The 18,492-nt window shown below is 70.1% G+C and carries 2 protein-coding genes; both read right to left on the bottom strand.

The window, feature by feature from the left end:
- Window positions 1-27: 27 nt before the first annotated feature.
- Entirely contained in the window at window positions 28-4,632 is a 4,605-nt protein-coding gene (locus ACWD5F_RS41590; RefSeq protein WP_451261391.1) for an amino acid adenylation domain-containing protein, read from the bottom strand.
- Entirely contained in the window at window positions 4,629-18,488 is a 13,860-nt protein-coding gene (locus tag ACWD5F_RS41585; protein WP_451261390.1) for an amino acid adenylation domain-containing protein, read from the bottom strand. Before ACWD5F_RS41585 ends, ACWD5F_RS41590 begins: the two co-directional genes overlap by 4 nt.
- Window positions 18,489-18,492: the final 4 nt, after the last annotated feature.

The following is an 18,492-nucleotide window of genomic DNA, read 5'->3' as shown; positions in this document are numbered from 1 at the left end:
TCTCCTCAGCGGCTTGCGTCGAGATGTCTAGAAGTCGGTGTCGTCTGCGAACTCGGCCTCGAGTTCGTCCACTTCGTCCTGGGCGAGGTTCAGGAGCCCGAAGTCCGAGGGGGTGTGTCCGCCGGCGGCGGGTGCGTCTGTGTGTGCGGCGAGTCCGGCGAGTTGATCCGTCCAAGCCGCGCCTAGCGCTTCCGCATCAGCGGTGTCCAGCGCGCCCTCGGGCCAGCTGAGGGTGAGCGTCAACTCCGGTCCCTCGGCCGTGTCACGGATGACGGCACCCGCTTCCAGTACGTGCGCCACGGGCATGTCGGGGTCGGCAGAACCGCCGACCGCGCTCTCCCCCGCCATCTGCCAGGGCCGAGCCGGACCCGCGTCCGCCGAGGCCGCGGCAAACCGGCCCAGGTAGTTGAACCCGATCTGGGCACTGGAGGCGGCTTCGAGGGCGGTACGGGTGTCCGGGTTGAGGTGGCGGAGGAGTTCGTATCCGTGACCGTCACCGGGGACTTGGGTGGACTGTTCCTTGACCGTCTTCACCAAGTCGCCCGCCGCGGGCCCGCCCTTGACCGCGTCCACGAGATCGACGTCGCCCACGTCCAGCCGTACCGGCCGCACGCTGGTGAACCAGCCGACCGTCCGCGACAGATCGACGTCACCGATCGGCTCGCGGCCATGGCCCTCCACATCGACCAACACGCTGGTCGTATCCGGCCGCCAGCGGCCCACCGCCCCGGCGAGCGTCGACAGCAGCACCTCGTGCACACCGCAGTGGAAGACCGCCGGGGTCCGGCCGGCCAACGTGGCCGCCTGTTCGGCGGGCACCACCCAGTCGCGGTGCCGCAACGTACGGGTGACGTCCGTCGTGTGGTCCAGCGGCCGACGGCCCAGGGTGAGGTCGTCCTGTCCCAACAGGGCAAGCCAGTCGCCAAGTTCGGCGTTCCGCTCAGGGCTGACGGCCTGCTCGGCCAGTACTCCGGCCCAGCGACGGAAGGACGTCCCCACCGGATCGAGTACGGGGGTCCGGCCGGCGGCCAGATCCTCGTACGCCCTCTGCAGATCGGGCAGCAGGATCCGCCAGGAGACTCCGTCCACCACCAAGTGATGGACCACCAGAGCCAGTCGGCCCACGCGGCTCGGACCCGCGTCCACCCATACGACTTGCACCATGACCCCGGCCGCCGGATCGAGACGGCCGACCGCCTCACGAGCCGCACGCCCCGCCACCGCGTCCACTTCGTCGACGCTCGCTGCGACCCGAGTGATCAGGCCCGCCGGATCGACGGAACCGGGCTCGTCCACGATCAGTTTCGGCTCGCTGCCGAGCACCCGGGCTCGCAACATGTCATGCCTGTTCAGCAGTTCGCCCACAGCTCCGCTCAGTACATCCGGGTCCAGGTCCGCCGGCGCACCGGCCACCACCCACTGCGCGAATCCCGGGCGAGCGGATCGTTCACCCACCGCTCGCATGGCGGGCGTCCAGGGCACTTCGCCGACGCCCACATCACCGGTACGCGCAGAGCCACTCGCGCCTGTCGCCTCCGCGACCAGCGCCAGCCGCTCGACTGTCCTCTCCTCGAAGACCTGCCGAGGCGTGATCACCAGACCCGCCCTACGCGCCCTCGACGCCAACTGCATCGACATGATCGAGTCGCCGCCCAACTCGAAGAACCCGTCGTCCGCACCCACCCGCTTCAACCCGAGGATCTCGGCGAACAACGCGCAGAGAAGTTCCTCCACCACGCCCTGGGGCGCGCGACTGGCGGCACCTCCCTCACCGCGATCGGGAGCGGGCAGGGCGGCCCGGTCGACCTTGCCGTTGGGCGTCAGGGGCAGCGCGTCCAACGACACGAAGGCCGCCGGGACCATGTAGTCAGGCAACCGCTGGGCGGCGAACGCCCGCAGATCCCCGCCGGACGGGCCTGCTCCGCCGACCTCGACCACATACGCGACGAGTTGCTTGTCGCCGGGGCCGTCCTCACGTGCGACGACCGCGGCTTGGGCAACGGCCGGGTGCGCGGTCAACACGGCCTCGATCTCGCCGAGTTCGATACGGAAACCCCGCACCTTCACCTGGGCGTCCGCGCGGCCGATGAAGGACAGCTCGCCGTCAGTGTTCCAGCGGGCCAGGTCCCCCGAGCGGTACATGCGCCCGCCGTCCGCGAACGGGCAGGCCACGAAACGCTCCGACGTCAGATCGGCGCGCGCGATGTAGCCGCGGGCCAGACCCGCACCCGTCACATACACCTCGCCCGCGATCCCCGGCGGCACCGGACGCAGGAAGGAATCCAGCACGAACACACGCGAGTTGGACAACGGACGACCGATGGCCGGCGCATCGTGGGTCGCCTTGATGTCGTCGGCGACGGGGCCGGCGGTGACCATGACGGTGGCTTCGGTAGGCCCGTAGGTGTTCCAAATCCTCGCCGTGGGCGCCCACTTGGCGGCCAGGTCGGCACTGAGGCGCTCCGCACCCAACACCCAGGACTTCATGCCGGGGACCTGCTCGGGGTCGAGGACCCCGAGGAGGGACGGCACGACACTGGCCGTGCTCACCCCGTGCGCGGCGATCATCCCGGCCAACGCACCAGGCTCCGCCCGCTCTTCGCTGGTGGCGATCGCCAACGTGCCACCCGAACCCAGGACGACGGCCACGTCCAGGATCGCCGCGTCAAAACTGAACGAGGCGAACTGGAGCGTCGCCACACCAGGGCCCGCACCCAGGGCGGGCGCCATCGCCTGGACGAGGTTCACCACACCACGATGAGCAACCGCCACACCCTTGGGACGACCCGTCGAGCCCGACGTGTAGATGACGTAGGCCAGTTGACCCGGATCCGCGACTCCAGAGAGATCTTCGTCCCCGGTCTCAGCCGGCACCTCTTCAAGCAGGACCACACGGGCCGGACCGGCCGGCACCCGGGCAAGAGTCTCCGCCGTAGCCAGCACCACACCCGCACCACTGTTTTCGACCATGAACCGCAGCCGGTCCGAGGGATAGTCGGGATCCAGAGGTACGAAGGCGCCCCCGGCCTTCCACACCGCCAACTCCGCGACCACCATGTCCACACCGCGTGGCAGGCACAGACCCACCACCTGCTCACGACCTACACCAGCACCCGCCAAGAACCGCGCCAGACGATCCGACCGCGCATCCAACTCCGCATACGACAACACCTCGTTGCCGCAACGAACCGCCACCGCGCCCGGCGTCGCCCGCGCATGAGAACCAAACAGATCCAGCAGCGAGTCACCGTCCACGAATTGCCGCGTGTCGTTGAACTCCCCGACCACCGACGCCAGTTCGCTCACGTCCGTCACATCGACAGAGGCAACCCGCAAAGATGGATCAGCAACGACCTGCTCCAACACCCGCACCAACCGCCGCCCCACAGCACCCGCCTCCGCCCGGGAGAACAGATCCGGGCGATAGGTGACATGGAACTGGAGGGAGTCGCCGGGCAGAACGCCGAGAGTGAGCGGGTAGTTGGTCGACTGGTGTCCTTCGAGGATGGCGACGGAGAGGGACTCCGGACCTGGCGCGTCGACGGACACATGGGGGTAGCTCTCGAAGACCACAAGGGTGTCGAAGACGCTTCCGACGCCCGTGAGCTTCTGGATCTCGGCCAGGCCCAGGTGCTGGTGGGACATGAGCCGCGTCTGCCGGTCCTGGAGGTCGGTCAACGTCTCCAGCACCGACCGTGCGCCGTCCAACCGCACCCGCACCGGAAGCGTGTTGATGAACAACCCGATCATCGACTCCACACCCGGCAACTCCGGAGGCCGACCGGCCACCGTTGCCCCGAAGACGACGTCCTCCCGCCCCGCCAACCGCGCCAACACCAACGCCCACGCACCCTGCACCACCGTGTTCACCGTCAGACCATGCGTGCGGGCCAACTCGCCGACAGCGGCGCTGCTTTGAGGGCCGAGGTCGACCGCCACCTCGTCCGGCAGTACGGCGATCCGGGTGGCATCGGAGGGGGCGACGAGGGTCGACTCGTCGGTGCCGGCCAGTTCCGTGCGCCAGGCCGCCCGCGCGGCTTCCTTGTCCTGGTGGTCGAGCCACGCCAGGTACTCGCCGTACGAATGCGCTCGTCCGAGTCCGGTGGTGGCACCGCCAGCGGCGTAGATCGCGGACAGTTCGCTCATCAGGACGGGCATCGACCAGCCGTCCATGAGGATGTGATGGGTGGTCATGATCAGGCGGTGGCGTTCGTCGGCCAACCTGACCAGGACCAGGCGCAGCAGCGGGGGCACGGCCAGGTCGAGTCGCCGGGCGCGTTCCGCTGCGGCGAGTTCCTCAAGCCTTGCCGCGACCTCGGACTCGGACAGGGCGGAGAGGTCCGTCTCGTGCCAGGGCAGGGCGGCCTCGCGCATGATGAGCTGCACCGGCTCGCCCGAGGCCCGGCGGTGGAAGCCGGCCCGCAGAGTCGCGTGACGCCTGACCAACGCCTCCCATGACACCCGGAAGCGCGCCGTGTCGAGAGGGCCGTCGACGGCCAGCACGAACTGCACACCGTAGATGTCCGGCCCTCGGTCGTCGTAGCCGGCGTGGAACAGCAGGCCCTCCTGCAACGGCGAGAGAGGCCACACCTCGGCGAGCGCCGACCCTTGGGTGCCACGGGTTGATGTCACTGGGACAGCCCTCCTTCGAGGTGTGCGGCAATCGCTTCGAACTCGTCGACCTCGTCCTGCGCGAGGTCCAGGAGGCCGAAGTCGGAGGGGGTGTGCCCGCCGGCGGCAGGAACGTCCGTCTGCGCGGCGAGGCCGGAGAGCAGGTCCACCCAGGCCCGGCCCAGCGCCTCCACTTCGGCTTCGGTGAGCAGCCGTTCCGGCCAGCTCAGGCTCAGAGTCAGCTCCGGCCCCCGGGCGGTGTCGCGGATGACGGCACCGGCACCCAGCGTGTACGCCGCCGACATGTCGGGGTCGGCGGAACCGCCCACCGCGCTCTCCCCCGCCAGCTGCCAGGGCCGAGCCGGACCCGCGTCCGCCGAGGCCGCGGCCGCGGCAAACCGGCCCAGATAGTTGAAGCCGATCTGCGCCCGCGGTGCGGCGCCAAGGACGGCCTCCGTCTCCGGGTTGAGGTGGCGCAGCAGTTCGTAGCCCATCCCGTCACCGGGTACGGCACGGACCTGCTCCTTGACCACCTTCACCAAGTCGCCGGCCGCGGCACCTCCTCCGGCCGCGTCCGCCAGATCGATGCCGGTCACGTCGACCCGTACCGGCTGGACGCTCGTGAACCAGCCCACCGTCCGCGACAGATCCACGTCACCGACCGGCTCGCGACCATGACCCTCCACATCCACCAGAACGCTCGCCGCATCCGGCCGCCACCGGCCCACCGCCCCGGCCAACGTCGACAACAACACCTCATGCACACCGCAGTGGAACGCCGTCGGCGTACGACCGACGAGGATGGCCGCCTGCCTGGCGGGCATCACCCACTCCCGGCGCCGCAACGTACGGGCCACGTCTACAGCCGGATCCAACGGGCGATGGCCCAAGGTGGGATCTGCTTGCCCCAACACCCGTAGCCAGCCGTCGAGTTCAGCGACGCGCTCGGGACTGACGGCCTGCTCGGCGAGAACCCCGGCCCAGCGGCGGAACGACGTACCCACCGGATCGAGCACCACCTCACGCCCGCCCAGCAGATCCTCGTACGCGCCCTCCAGATCCGGCAGCAGAATCCGCCACGAGACTCCGTCCACCGCCAAGTGGTGCACCACCAACACCAGTCGACCCACCCGACCAGCACCGGCATCCACCCACACCACCTGAACCATGACCCCGGCCGCAGGATTCAGCCGCCCCACCGCCTCACGGGCGACACGCCCCGCCACCGCGTCCAGATCCTCAGCAACACCCGCATCAACCCGAGTGATCAAGCTCGCCGCATCCACCGAACCCGGCTCACCCACTACCAGCTTCAACTCATCCCCGACCACCCGCGCCCGCAACATGTCGTGACCGTTCAGCAGCGCACCCAAGGCCCGACTCAACACATCGGCATCCAGATCCGCCGGGGCCCCGACGACCATCCACTGTGCGAACGCCGAGCCCACCACACGCTCGCCGAGCACCCGCATGACAGGGGTCCAGGGCACCTCGCCCACACCCACATCGGCTGCAAGTGCACTACTGGGAGCGCCTGTTGCGGCAATCGTCTCCGCGAGCCGCTCGACGGTCTTCTCCTCGAAGACCTGCCGGGGAGTGACCACCAGACCGGCCTTACGAGCACGCGACGCCAACTGCATCGACATGATCGAGTCCCCGCCCAACTCGAAGAAGCTGTCGTCCGCGCCGACCCGCTCAAGCCCCAGGGACTCGGCGAACAGCGTGCACAGCAACTCCTCCAACTCACCCACAGGCGCTCGTCCCACGGCCCGTTCCGCGAAGTCGGGAGCGGGCAGCGCGGCCCGGTCCACCTTGCCGTTCGACGTCAACGGCAGGGTGTCCAGAACAACCACCACCGCCGGCACCATGTACTCCGGCAGCGTCTTCGCGACGTGCTCGCGCACCGCACCGCCATCCAGCTCCGAACCGCTCCGGGCCACGTAGCCGATGAGGCGGCGCTGGCCCGGTCGTTCCTCCTGGACGAGGGCGACGGCTTGCGCCACCCCAGGGCTGTCGGCGAGGGCGGCTTCGATCTCGCCCAGTTCGATGCGGTGACCGCGGACCTTGACCTGGTGGTCCACGCGGCCGACGAAGAGCAACTGTCCGTCGTCGGTCCAGCGGACCACGTCCCCGGTGCGGTACATCCGCTCGCCCTGCGCGAACTGAGAAGCCACGAACCGGTTCGCCGTGAGCCCCGCCCGCTCCAGGTAGCCACGCGCGAGCCCGACGCCCGCGATGTACAACTCCCCTGCCACACCCGGCGGTACGGGCTGAAGGAAGGAGTCGAGGACGTACACGCGGGTGTTGTCGATGGGCCGGCCGATCGGCGGTGTCCCGGCTCCGTTCAGTGGACGGCTCACGGTCGAGGCGACCGTCGCCTCGGTGAGGCCGTACTCGTTGACCAGCTCACGCCCCTGCGACAGACGGCGCCGCAGGTCTTCGGATCCGGGCTCGCCGCCGATGACGACGGAGCGCAGTTCGGGCAGTCGCTCCGTCTGCAACTGCGCGAGCACGGTGGGGGTCGCGGCGACATGGGTGACGCGGTGGCGGCGCATCAGGTCGGTCAGTTCGTCGCCGGAGGTGTCGTGCAGCCGTTCCGGGGCGAGTACGAGCCGACCCCCGGCGCACAGAACGGGCCAGATGTCGGCCATGGAGACGTCGAAGCTGGGTGAGACGAGCTGGAACACCCCGCTGTCCGTCCCGATCCGGTAGCGGCGGACGCGGTCCGCGACGAGGTTGCTCAGCCCTGCGTGGGGGACGACGACGCCCTTGGGAGTGCCCGTGGAACCGGACGTGTAGATCACGTACGCCGCATGATCCGGCCGCAACCCGGCCAAGCGCTCCCCGTCAGCGACCGGAGCACCGGGCAGGTCGGCCAACTGGGCCTGCACCGCCGGATCGTCCAGCACCACCACCCGGCCCGCGAACCCGGCCGGCACCACACCCCGCGTTCCCGACGTGCACACCACCACCGCCGGATCCGCGTCCCCCAGCACGAACGCCACCCGCTCCGCCGGATAACCCACATCCACCGGAACAAAACAACCACCCGCCACCGACACACCCAGCAACGACACCACCATCGCCACCGACCGCTCCACCACCACCCCCACCCGAGACTCAGGACCCACACCCAACCCCACCAACAAACGACCCAACCGAGCCGCCTCCACCTCCAACTCCCCATACGACAACGCCTCGCTGCCGCCCACCACGGCCACCGCATCCCGAGACACCGCCACCCGAGCAGCGAACAACTCCGGCAACACCTCAGGCACCCACGCCACCGCCGTACGGTTCCACCCCTCCACCACCAGCTCACGACCAACCGCACCCACCACACCCACCCGCCCCACCAACCGGGACGAGTCCGCGACGAACTGCTCCAACACACCCACGAACGACGCCAACACCTCACCCGCTCGCGCCCCACTCAACACATCCGGCCGGTAGACGAGTTCGGCGTGAAGACGTGAGTGGCCCGGATCCACGACAAGGCTCAGGGGGTAGTGCCCCGCGTCGAGCGGGATGCCGGCGGACCGCATGGTGATGGCGTCAGGCCCGGTCGAGGGCTCGCTGGTGGCGCGCGGGTAGTTCTCGTACACCACCAACGTGTCGAAGGACGCCCCCTCACCCACCCACTGATTGATCTCCTGCAACCCCACATGCTGATGCGACATCAACGCCGACTGACGCTCCTGGAGATCCGCCAGCAGATCGAGCAAGGACTGAGCACCGTCCAAACTCACCCGCACCGGAAGCGTGTTGATGAACAGACCGATCATCGACTCCACGCCCGGCAGCTCCGGAGGCCGGCCGGCGACCGTCGCCCCGAAGACGACGTCCTCCCGCCCAGCGAGCCGCGCAAGCACCAACGCCCACGCACCCTGCACCACCGTGTTCACCGTCAGCCCATGCGCCCGAGCCACCTCCACCAGCCCCCGCGACAGTTCGTCCTCCAGCGAGAACCGCACCCGCTCCGGCACCACCACCACCGACCGCACCGACTCCGCCGACACCACCAACGTCGGCCCCTCGACACCCGCCAACTCCCTCTCCCACGCTGCCCGCGCGGCCTCCTTGTCCTGCACCGCAAGCCACGCCAGATACTCCCGATACGACCCCACCGCAGGCAGCCCACGCCCACTGCCACCCGCCTCATAAACCGCCGACACCTCACCCACCAACACCGGCAACGACCAACCATCCAGCACGATGTGATGACTCGTGATCACCAAGCGGTGCTGGTCATGGGCAACCCGGATCAGCAGCAGCCTGAGCATCGGCGGCCTGGTCAGATCGAAGTGTTCGGCTTGCTCGAAGGCGGCCAGGCGTCGTATCTCGGCCGTCGCCTCGGGTTCGGTCAGCTCGGATACGTCGGCCTCGGTCCACGGCACCGCGACCCGCCCCGACACCGCCTGGACCGCACCACCCGACACCGCCACACCCGCATGGAAACTCGCCCTCAACACCGGATGGCGCTCAACGACCACCCCCCACGCCGACCGCAACCTGGCCACGTCCAGAGGCCCTTCAACGATCAGCGAACGCTGCCCCTCATACACATCAGGACCGTCCTGATCAAAAGCAGCGTGGAACAGCAGCCCCTCCTGCAACGGCGACAACGGCCACACATCCACCAAGTCCGAAACCGCAGCCTCAAGCTCCACCACACCCGCCTGCGAAACCTCCACCAACGGGAAGTCCGACGGCGTATGACCACCCGCACCGGCGGCCTCCGAGTGGGCGGCCAAGCCCGTCAGCATCCGCACCCAGGTCTCGCCCAGTGCCGCCGCCTCGACGTCGGACAGGACTCCTACCGGCCAACTCAGCGTCAGGGTCAGCTCGGGACCATCGGCGGTGTCGCGTACGACGGCCCGTACCTCCAGTACGTGGGCCACCGGCATGTCGGGATTGGAGGAACCGGCGACAGCCGTCTCTCCGGCCATCTCCCACGCCCCCACCGACTCCCTGTCGGTGCCGGTGCCGGCCGTGAATCGGCCCAGGTAGTTGAAGCCGATCTGCGGAGCCGGCGCGTCGGCCAGGACAGCCGCCGTCTCCGGGTTGAGGTGACGGAGCAGGCCGAACCCGAGTCCGTCGCCGGGAACGGCGCGAGACTGCTCCTTGACCGCCTTCACCAGGTCGCCGGCCGCGACGCCTCCCGCGGCGGCGTCCGCCAGATCGACTCCGGTGACGTCGAGCCGTACCGGATGGATCTTCGTGAACCACCCCACCGTGCGCGACAGATCGAGATTCCCGACCGGCTCGCGGCCATGTCCTTCCACGTCCACCAGCAGGTCCGCGGCCTCCGGTCGCCACCGGCCCACCGCCCCGGCCAGCGTCGACAGCAACACCTCGTGCACACCGCAGTGGAACGCCACTGGAGTCCGGCCCACCACCGTCGCCGCCGTGTCGGCGGGCACCACCCACTCCCGGCGTCGCAACGTGCCGGCCACATCCACCACCGGATCAAGCGACCGACGGCCCAGTGCCGGGTGCTCTTCGCCCAACACTCGCAACCAGCCGTCGAGTTCGGTGGTCCGCTCGGGGCTGACGGCCTGCTCGGCGAGAGCCCCGGCCCAGCGGCGGAACGACGTCCCCACCGGGTCGAGCGTCGCCTCCCGCCCGGCCACCAGAGCCTCGTACGCGCCCTGCAGATCCGGCAGCAGAATCCGCCACGACACCCCATCGACCACCAAGTGGTGCACCACCAACACCAGTCGACCCACCCGGCCAGTACCGGCGTCCACCCACACCACCTGGAGCATGACCCCGGCCGCGGGATCCAGCCGCCCCACCGCCTCACGAGCCGCACGCCCCGCCACCGCGTCCAGATCCTCGGCAGCAGCCGCATCAACCCGGGTGATCAAACCCGCCGCATCCACCGAACCCGGCTCGCTCACCAGCAGCTTCAAGTCATCGCCGGCCACCCGCGCCCGCAACATGCCGTGACCGTCGACCACCGCTCCCACAGCCCGGCCCAGCACCGCCAGGTCGAGGTCCGCCGGTGCACCGGCCACCACCCACTGGGTGAAGTGCGGTCCGACGATCCGTTCGCCCAGGGCGCGCATGACAGGCGTCCAGGGCACGTCGCCCACACCCGTGTCTCCCGTGGGTTCGCCGTCACCACTGACCAGAGACTCCGCGACGGTCGCCAGTCGCTCGACGGTCTTCTCCTCGAACACCTGCCGGGGTGTGATCACCAGCCCCGCGCGGCGTGCCCTCGACGCCAACTGCATCGACATGATCGAGTCGCCGCCCAACTCGAAGAACCCGTCGTCGGCGCCCACCCGCTCCAGCCCGAGGATCTCGGCGAACAGGCCGGACAGCAGGTCCTCGACGGGGCCCACCGGCGTCCGCCCGGACACCTGGCTCGCGAAGTCCGGCACGGGCAGAGCCGCGCGGTCCACCTTCCCGTTCACGGTCAGCGGCAAGGCGTCCAGGACGACCAGTAGCGCCGGGACCATGTACTCCGGGAGGGCTTGGGCCACATACCCCCGTACCTCCGCCGGCTCGACGTCCGGGTCCTCGGGGACCAGGTAACCGACGAGCCGCTTCTCTCCGGGACGGTCCTCCCAGGCCACGACCACGGCCTGGCCCACGGACGGATGAGCGGTCAACACCGCTTCCACCTCACCGAGTTCCACCCGGAAGCCGCGCACCTTCACCTGCGCGTCCACCCGGCCGACGAAGACCAGCTCGCCGCCGGTGGTCCGGCGCACCTGGTCTCCGGTGCGGTACATGCGCTCGCCGGGGACGAACGGGCAGGCCACATAGCGTTCCGCGGTCAGCGCCCCGCGCCCCAGGTAGCCGCGCGCGACCCCCGCGCCGGCGACGTACAACTCCCCTGACACGCCGGCGGGAACCGGTCGCAGGAACGTGTCCAGGACGAAGGCGCGCATGTTGTCCAGCGGACGTCCGATGGGCATGGCCGGCGGCACCGGTGCCATCGGGTCCAGGCGGTGGGAGGTGGCGAAGGTCGTGGTCTCGGTGGGGCCGTAGCCGTCCACGACGACCAGGCCGGGGCAGGCCTCGCGCACCCGTCGGACCGCTTCGGACCGCACGGCGTCCCCTCCGGTCCACACCTCGCGCAGTCCGCGCAGGCAGCCGGGGTCGTCCTGGGCGAACAGGTGAAACAGGGCGGCGGTGAGCCACATCGCGGTGATCCCGTACCGGTCGATCCACTCGCGTGCGAGCGCCGGGGTGAGGACACCGGGCGGGGCGATCACCGCACGTCCGCCGTTGAGGACGGGTACCCACAGTTCGTATGTGGAGGCGTCGAAGGTCCGCGCGGAATGGATCAGGACGGTCTCGTGCCCGTGTGTGAATCGGCGGTCGTGTGCGAGGGCCACCACATCGCCGTGCGTGACCACAACTCCCTTGGGAACACCGGTCGATCCGGACGTGTACATCACGTACGCCGCGTCCTGAGCGGTCAGGCGTATGTCACTGGTTCCGGTTCGGGTGATCGCGTCGGTTTCCGCGAGCAGCGTTGCGGCCGGTACGACGTCCACGTCCTCGTGGGTGTACGCGTCCGCCGGGTCCGTCTCCGTCACGGTCAGGACCGTGTCCCGCAGCATCAGCCGCAGGCGCTGCTCCGGCCAGTCCGAGTCCACGGGTACGTAGGCCGCCCCTGCCTGGAGGACGCCCAGCACCACGGCCATGAAGGCGGGTGAGCGCTCCAGTGCCACCCCGACCAGGTCGCCGCGGCGCACCCCTCGCGCGGTGAGTCCGCGGGCCACCCGCTGTGCCGTCGTGGCGAGTTCCGCGTACGTCCAGTCGCGGTCCGAACCGGTCACGGCCACCGCGTCCGGAGTTTCCGCCGCTCGCGCGCGGAACAGCTCCGGCAGGGAGTACGAGGGGATCGGCCGGGTTGTGGTGTTCAACTCCCCCGTGAGCGTGTGCCGTTCGTCGTCGTCCATGAGCGTGAGGCGGCCGACGGGTGCGTCCGGGTGGGCGGCGAGTTGTTCCAGAGCGTGCAGGAAGCGGTCGAGCAGGGAGGTCGCGGTGGGGTGGTCGAGGACGTCCGTCCAGTAGGTCAGGCGTGCGCGGAGTCCGTCGAGCGGGTCCACCACCAGGCCGAGCGGGTAGTTGACCGACTCGCGCATCCAGGCCTCGGTGAGGGACACGCCGTCGGGGGCCTGTCCGTCGGTGCCCGTGGCCGTGGCGGGGTTCATGCGGGAGGGGTAGTTCTCGAAGGCCAGCAGCGTGTCGAAGGCGGCGCCCGGTCCGGCGAGGCGGTGGATCTCGCTGAGGCGGAGAGTCTGGTGGTCGAGCAGGGCCGACTGGTGCGCCTGGAGGGCGGCAAGGGTGTCGGCGACGGTCTGTCGCGGGTCGAGGCGCACGCGGACCGGGACGGTGTTGATGAACAGGCCGAGCATGGTCTGCATGCCCGGCAGGTCGGCGGGCCGGCCCGCCACGGAGGCGCCGAAGACCACGTCGTCGCGGCCGGTCAACTGGCCGACCACCAGAGCCCACGCGGTCTGGACGACGGTGTTCAGCGTCACGCCCCGGCCGCGGGTCAACTCGCCGAGGGATTCTACGAGGTGGTACGAGGCCTTGCGGGACACGGTCTCGGACGTGGCACCCGGGTCGCGGTCCGCGGGCGCGATCCGGGTGGGCTCCTCGAGTCCGGCCAGTTCCGCGCGCCATGCCTCCCGGGCCGCTTCCTCGTCCTGCCCGGCCAGCCAGGACAGATAGGTCCGCTCGGAGGTCACCGGGGGCAGGTCCGCCGCGCTGCCGCCCGCCGCGTAGCAGGCCCACAGCTCCCGGCGCAGCACGGGCAGGGACCAGCCGTCGAGCACCAGGTGATGCAGCGTCACCAGCATGCGGTGGCGATCGGGTCCCGTCCTGACCAGGAGCACCTTCAGCAGCGGCGGCCGTGTCACGTCGAAGCGGCGGGCACGTTCCTCGATCGCGAGACGCTCCGACTCCGCCCAGGCGTCGGCCTCGTCCCGTCCGGAGAGGTCCTCCTGTCGCCAGGGCAGCACGACCTCGTCCACCACGACCCGCACCGGACGCTCCGACCCGGCGACCTGCCGGAATCCGGCCCGCAGGCTCGGGTGCCGGCCCAGCAGGGCCTGCCAGGAGGCCCGCAGGACCTCGGCGTCCAGTGGGCCCTCGAGGCCGAGGACCATCTGCTCGACGTAGACGTCCGCGGCCTGTTCGTCGTACAGGGCATGGAACAGCAGGCCCTCTTGAAGCGGCGCGAGCGGCCAGACGTCGGTGAGCCCTTCGACGTCGGACTCCAGCGCCTCGACCTGATGCTGCCCGAGTGCGACCAGCGGGAAGTCGGACGGGGTACGGCCGCCGCCGCCGGAGCGGGTCACATGCGCGGCCAGACCGGCCAGCATCGCCGCCCAGCCGTCCGCCAGGGCGCGTGCCGCCGCTTCGTTGAGCAGCCGTCCCGGCGCGGCGACGGTGAGAGTGAGCTCGGGTCCGTCGGCGCGGTCGTGCACCTCGCCGAGCGCCTCGACCGCGTGCATCACGGGAAACTCCCCGTCGGAACCCGCGGTGAGCGCGAGTTCACCGGTCGGCGTCCAGGCGGTCGCATCGGAGGACGCCTGTGCCTGTGCGGGTGTTCCCGTGGGCGTCCGCGTGGCTGCCGTGGAACGGCCCAGGTAGTTGAAGCCGATCTGGGCCGACGGCAGCTCCGCCAGTACGGCCGCGGTCTCGGGGTTGAGGTACCGGAGCAGGCCGTGGCCGAGGCCGTCGCCGGGTATCGCCCGCAGCTGCTCCTTGACCCGCTTGAGCGCCTGCCCGGCCGCCGGACCGCCAGACCGCAGCTCGGCCGGATCGGTCGTGCCGAGGTCGAGCCGGACCGGATGCACACCGGTGAACCATCCGACGGTGCGCGACAGATCCATCCCCTCGGTCAGCGGCTCCCGCCCGTGGCCCTCGACGTCCACCAGCAGTCCGCCGTCCTCCGGCGCACCACGCCACTCGGCGACGGCCGCGCCCAACGCGGTCAGCAGCACGTCGTCGACGCCGGCGTGGAAGGCGGTCGGTACGGCGGTCAGCAGCGCGGTCGTCACCTCGGCCGGCACGGTCACGGAGACCCGCCGTACGGTGTTGACGAGATCGCGGCCGGGGTCGACGGGCCGCTCGGTGAGGAGCGGCTCCGCCGTGCCGAGCAGCCGCGTCCACTGCGGCAGTTCCGCCGACCGGGCCTCCCCGGCGGCCTGTTCCGTCAGTCGGCGCGCCCAGTGCCGGAACGACGTGGGCACCGGTGTCGGCACGGGCTCGCGTCCGGCCGCCAACTCCGCGTAGGCATGGGCGAGATCGGGCAGCAGCACGCGCCAGGACACGGAGTCCACCACGAGATGGTGCGCGGTCAGCAGCAGGCGCCCGGGAGCGTCCGGCCCGCAGTCGAGCCACACCACCTGCGCGACGGTTCCGGAGAGCGGGTCCAACCGGCTCACGGCGTCTCGTATCTGACTTTCCATCAGGTGGGTCAGGTCGGCAGCTGTCGCATCGACACGGCGGACCCACTCAGCGGCCGACACCGCGCCCGGCTCGGCCACGACCAGCCGCTGCGGCTCGGTCTCCAGCCGGGCACGGAGTACGTCGTGGTGGTCCACCATCGTCTGGACCGCGCGAACCAACGTGTCGTACCGCAGGCCGGGCGGAGTGGACACCGCGCCGGACTGCACGACCCCGCTCAGTCGGTCGAGGCCGACCCGGTCGATCAGTTCCCGCATGACCGGGGTCAGCGGTATCTCGCCCACACCGGGGTCCCCGCCGCCCACGTGGACGTCCGGCGCGAGGACGGCCACGGCGGCCAGAGACGTCGGAGTACGGCACTCGAAAACCTGCCGGGCAGTGATGGCCACCCCGGCCCGCTGAGCCGCCGACACCAGCATCATCGACATGATCGAGTCCCCGCCCAACTCGAAGAACCCGTCGTCCGCACCCACCCGCTCCAGCCCGAGAACCTCGGCGAACAGCGCGCAGAGCAGCTCCTCGACCACGCCCTGCGGCGCACGACCGGCGCCACCTCCCTCACCGCGATCGGGAGCCGGCAGAGCAGCCCGATCGACCTTGCCGTTCGGCGTCAGAGGCAGCGCGTCCAACGACACGAAGGCCGCCGGCACCATGTACTCGGGCAGGGTCGCACCGACGTACTCGCGGAGCTCCGGCACCTCGGCACCGTGCGTCTGTGGGACGACGTAAGCGACGAGTTGTTTGTCGCCGGGGCCGTCCTCACGTGCGACGACCGCGGCTTGGGCAATGGCCGGGTGGGCGGTCAACACGGCCTCGATCTCGCCGAGTTCGATACGGAAACCCCGCACCTTCACCTGGGCGTCCGCCCGGCCGATGAACGACAGCTCGCCGTCGGTGTTCCAGCGGGCCAGATCCCCCGAGCGGTACATGCGCCCCCCGTCCGCGAACGGGCAGGCCACAAACCGCTCCGACGTCAGATCGGCACGGGCGATATAGCCGCGGGCCAGACCCGCACCCGTGACATACACCTCGCCGGTGATCCCCGGAGGCACTGGACGCAGGAAGGAATCCAGCACGTACACACGGGAGTTGGACAACGGACGGCCGATGGCCGGTGCCTCAGCGGAAGACGTGACGGTCCCGGCCACTGCACCGGCCGTCACCATGACCGTGGCTTCGGTGGGCCCGTAGGTGTTCCATATCTTCGCCGTGGGCGCCCACTTGGCGGCCAGGTCGGCACTGAGGCGCTCCGCGCCCAACACCCAGGACTTCATGCCGGAGACCTGCTCCGGGTCGAGAACTCCCAGCAACGACGGCACGACACTGGCCGTGCTCACCCCATGCGCGGCGATCATCCCGGCCAGCGCGCCGGGCTCCGCCCGCTCTTCGCTGGTGGCGATCGCCAGCGTGCCACCCGAACCCAGCACCACCGCCACGTCCAGGATCGCCGCATCGAAACTGAACGATGCGAACTGCAACGTCACCACACCAGGACCCGCACCCAGAGCAGGCGCCATCGCCTGCACCAGGTTCACCACACCACGATGGGCGACCGCCACACCCTTGGGACGGCCCGTCGAGCCCGACGTGTAGATGACGTAGGCCAGTTGACTCGGATCCGTCACACCCGGCAGTGCACTCGCACGGGGTGCCTCAGGCACCTCTTCGAGCAGAACGACACGAGCCGGGCCGGCCGGCACCCGGGCGAGGGTCTCCGCCGTGGCCAGGACCACACCCGCACCACTGTTCTCGACCATGTACCGAAGCCGGTCCGAGGGATAGTCAGCGTCAAGGGGTACGAAGGCGCCCCCGGCCTTCCACACCGCCAACTCCGCGACCACCATGTCCACACCGCGTGGCAGGCACAGACCCACCACCCGCTCACGACCTACACCAGCACCCACCAGGAACCGCGCAAGACGATCCGACCGCGACTCCAACTCCGCATACGACAACACCTCGTCGCCCGAGCGAACTGCCACCGCCCCCGGCGTCGCCCGCACATGAGAACCGAACAGATCCAGCAGCGAACCCCCGACCACGGGTCGCCGCGTCTCGTTGAACTCCCCCACCACCAGCTCGCGTTCACGCTCCGCCAACGTCTCGACCCGGCCCACCGGCGACGACGGGTCCGCCACGACGCGCTCGAGGAAATGCAGGAACGAGGCGTGGGCGGAGCGGAGCCACTGGGCGTCGTAGAGGGACGAGTTGGCCTCGAAGGTGACCCGCATTCCCTCGGCGTCCGACCAACCGCTGACCAGGACGCCGAACTCCTCCACGCGTCGGCTGGACCGCTCGTGCACGACAGCGCGGTGCTCGCCGAAGCGGAGGGTCTCGCCGATCGGCATGATGTTGACGTACGGGCCGAACTGCCAACGGCTGCCCGTGGGCCAGCCGGCGCTGCGGCGGAGCCATTCGCCGCGGAAGCGCTGGTGCTCGACGGCTCCGTCGACCTCCCTCTCGGCACGGCGGGCGAGTTCCGCGAACGTGGTGTCGGCGGTCACGGGCAGGCGCAACGGGAGCACGTTGGCCGTCGTCACCGGGGTCCGTCGGGCCTGCGCGGTGGTGCGGACGGACACCGGGAGGCTGAGGAGCGCCTCGTCGGTGTCGGCGAGTCGGCTCGTGAAGGCGGCCACCGCGGCCACGACGAGGCGTGGCCAGCTGACGTCGGTGAGAGCGGCCGCCCGGTGCAGCGCCTCGACGGCGGCGGGAGGGAGGTGGCCGGTCTGTCGCAGCACTCCGTCGGAGCCGTCGGAGCGCCGTCCGGGGATGCTCGCGGGTTCGGGCCGGTCCGCGAAGTGGTCGGTCCAGTACCGGAGATCGCCGCGGTACTCCTCGGAGGCGCGGTACGCGGATTCCTGGCGGCGCAGTTCGCGGAGGGGGGCGTGGCTGGGGGGCGGGCAGGTGTCGCCGGTCAGGAGGGCCGTGTAGATCTTCGCCACGCGGCGGCCGATTAGGGAGCAGCCGTAGGCGTCCATGAGGAGGTGGTTGTAGCGCTGGAACCAGCCGTACCGCTCGGGGGCGAGGCGGAGGAGGGTGTGGGAGAAGAGCCGGCTCTCGGTGGGGTCGCCGACCTGGTGCAGTTCGGCGCGTATCCACGCTTCGGCGGCTTCGTCGGGGGCGCTTTCCGCGCTCAGATCCACGTGGTGCAGGGCTTCTTGGTGCAGCGGCTCGTGTCCCGCCCGTGTTTGTGGCTCGGCACTGAACCGTTGGGTGACCCGATCGCCGTCCGTCACGAGTTTCACGCGCAGGATCTCCGCCTCGGCGACGGCCTGTCGTACGGAGCGTTCGAAGAGATGCGGATCCACGGCCCCGGCGATTTCGACGTACTGGCCGACGTTGTAGAGCCGGCGCGATTCTTCCATGCGCTGCGCCAGCAGAATTCCCTCTTGAGAATCGAAGAGAGGCAGTTCGTAATCAGCCTGACCGTTCATCATT

The organism is Streptomyces sp. NPDC002499 (genome assembly GCF_053595415.1).
The sequence above is the reverse complement of the archived record's forward strand: the minus strand, read 5'-3'. Positions and strand labels throughout refer to the sequence as shown.

What these genes read in the sequence shown, in the direction of transcription:
- ACWD5F_RS41585 (WP_451261390.1), bottom strand. Translation starts at nt 18,488, where the DNA reads ATGAACGGTCAGGCTGATTACGAACTGCCTCTCTTCGATTCTCAAGAG.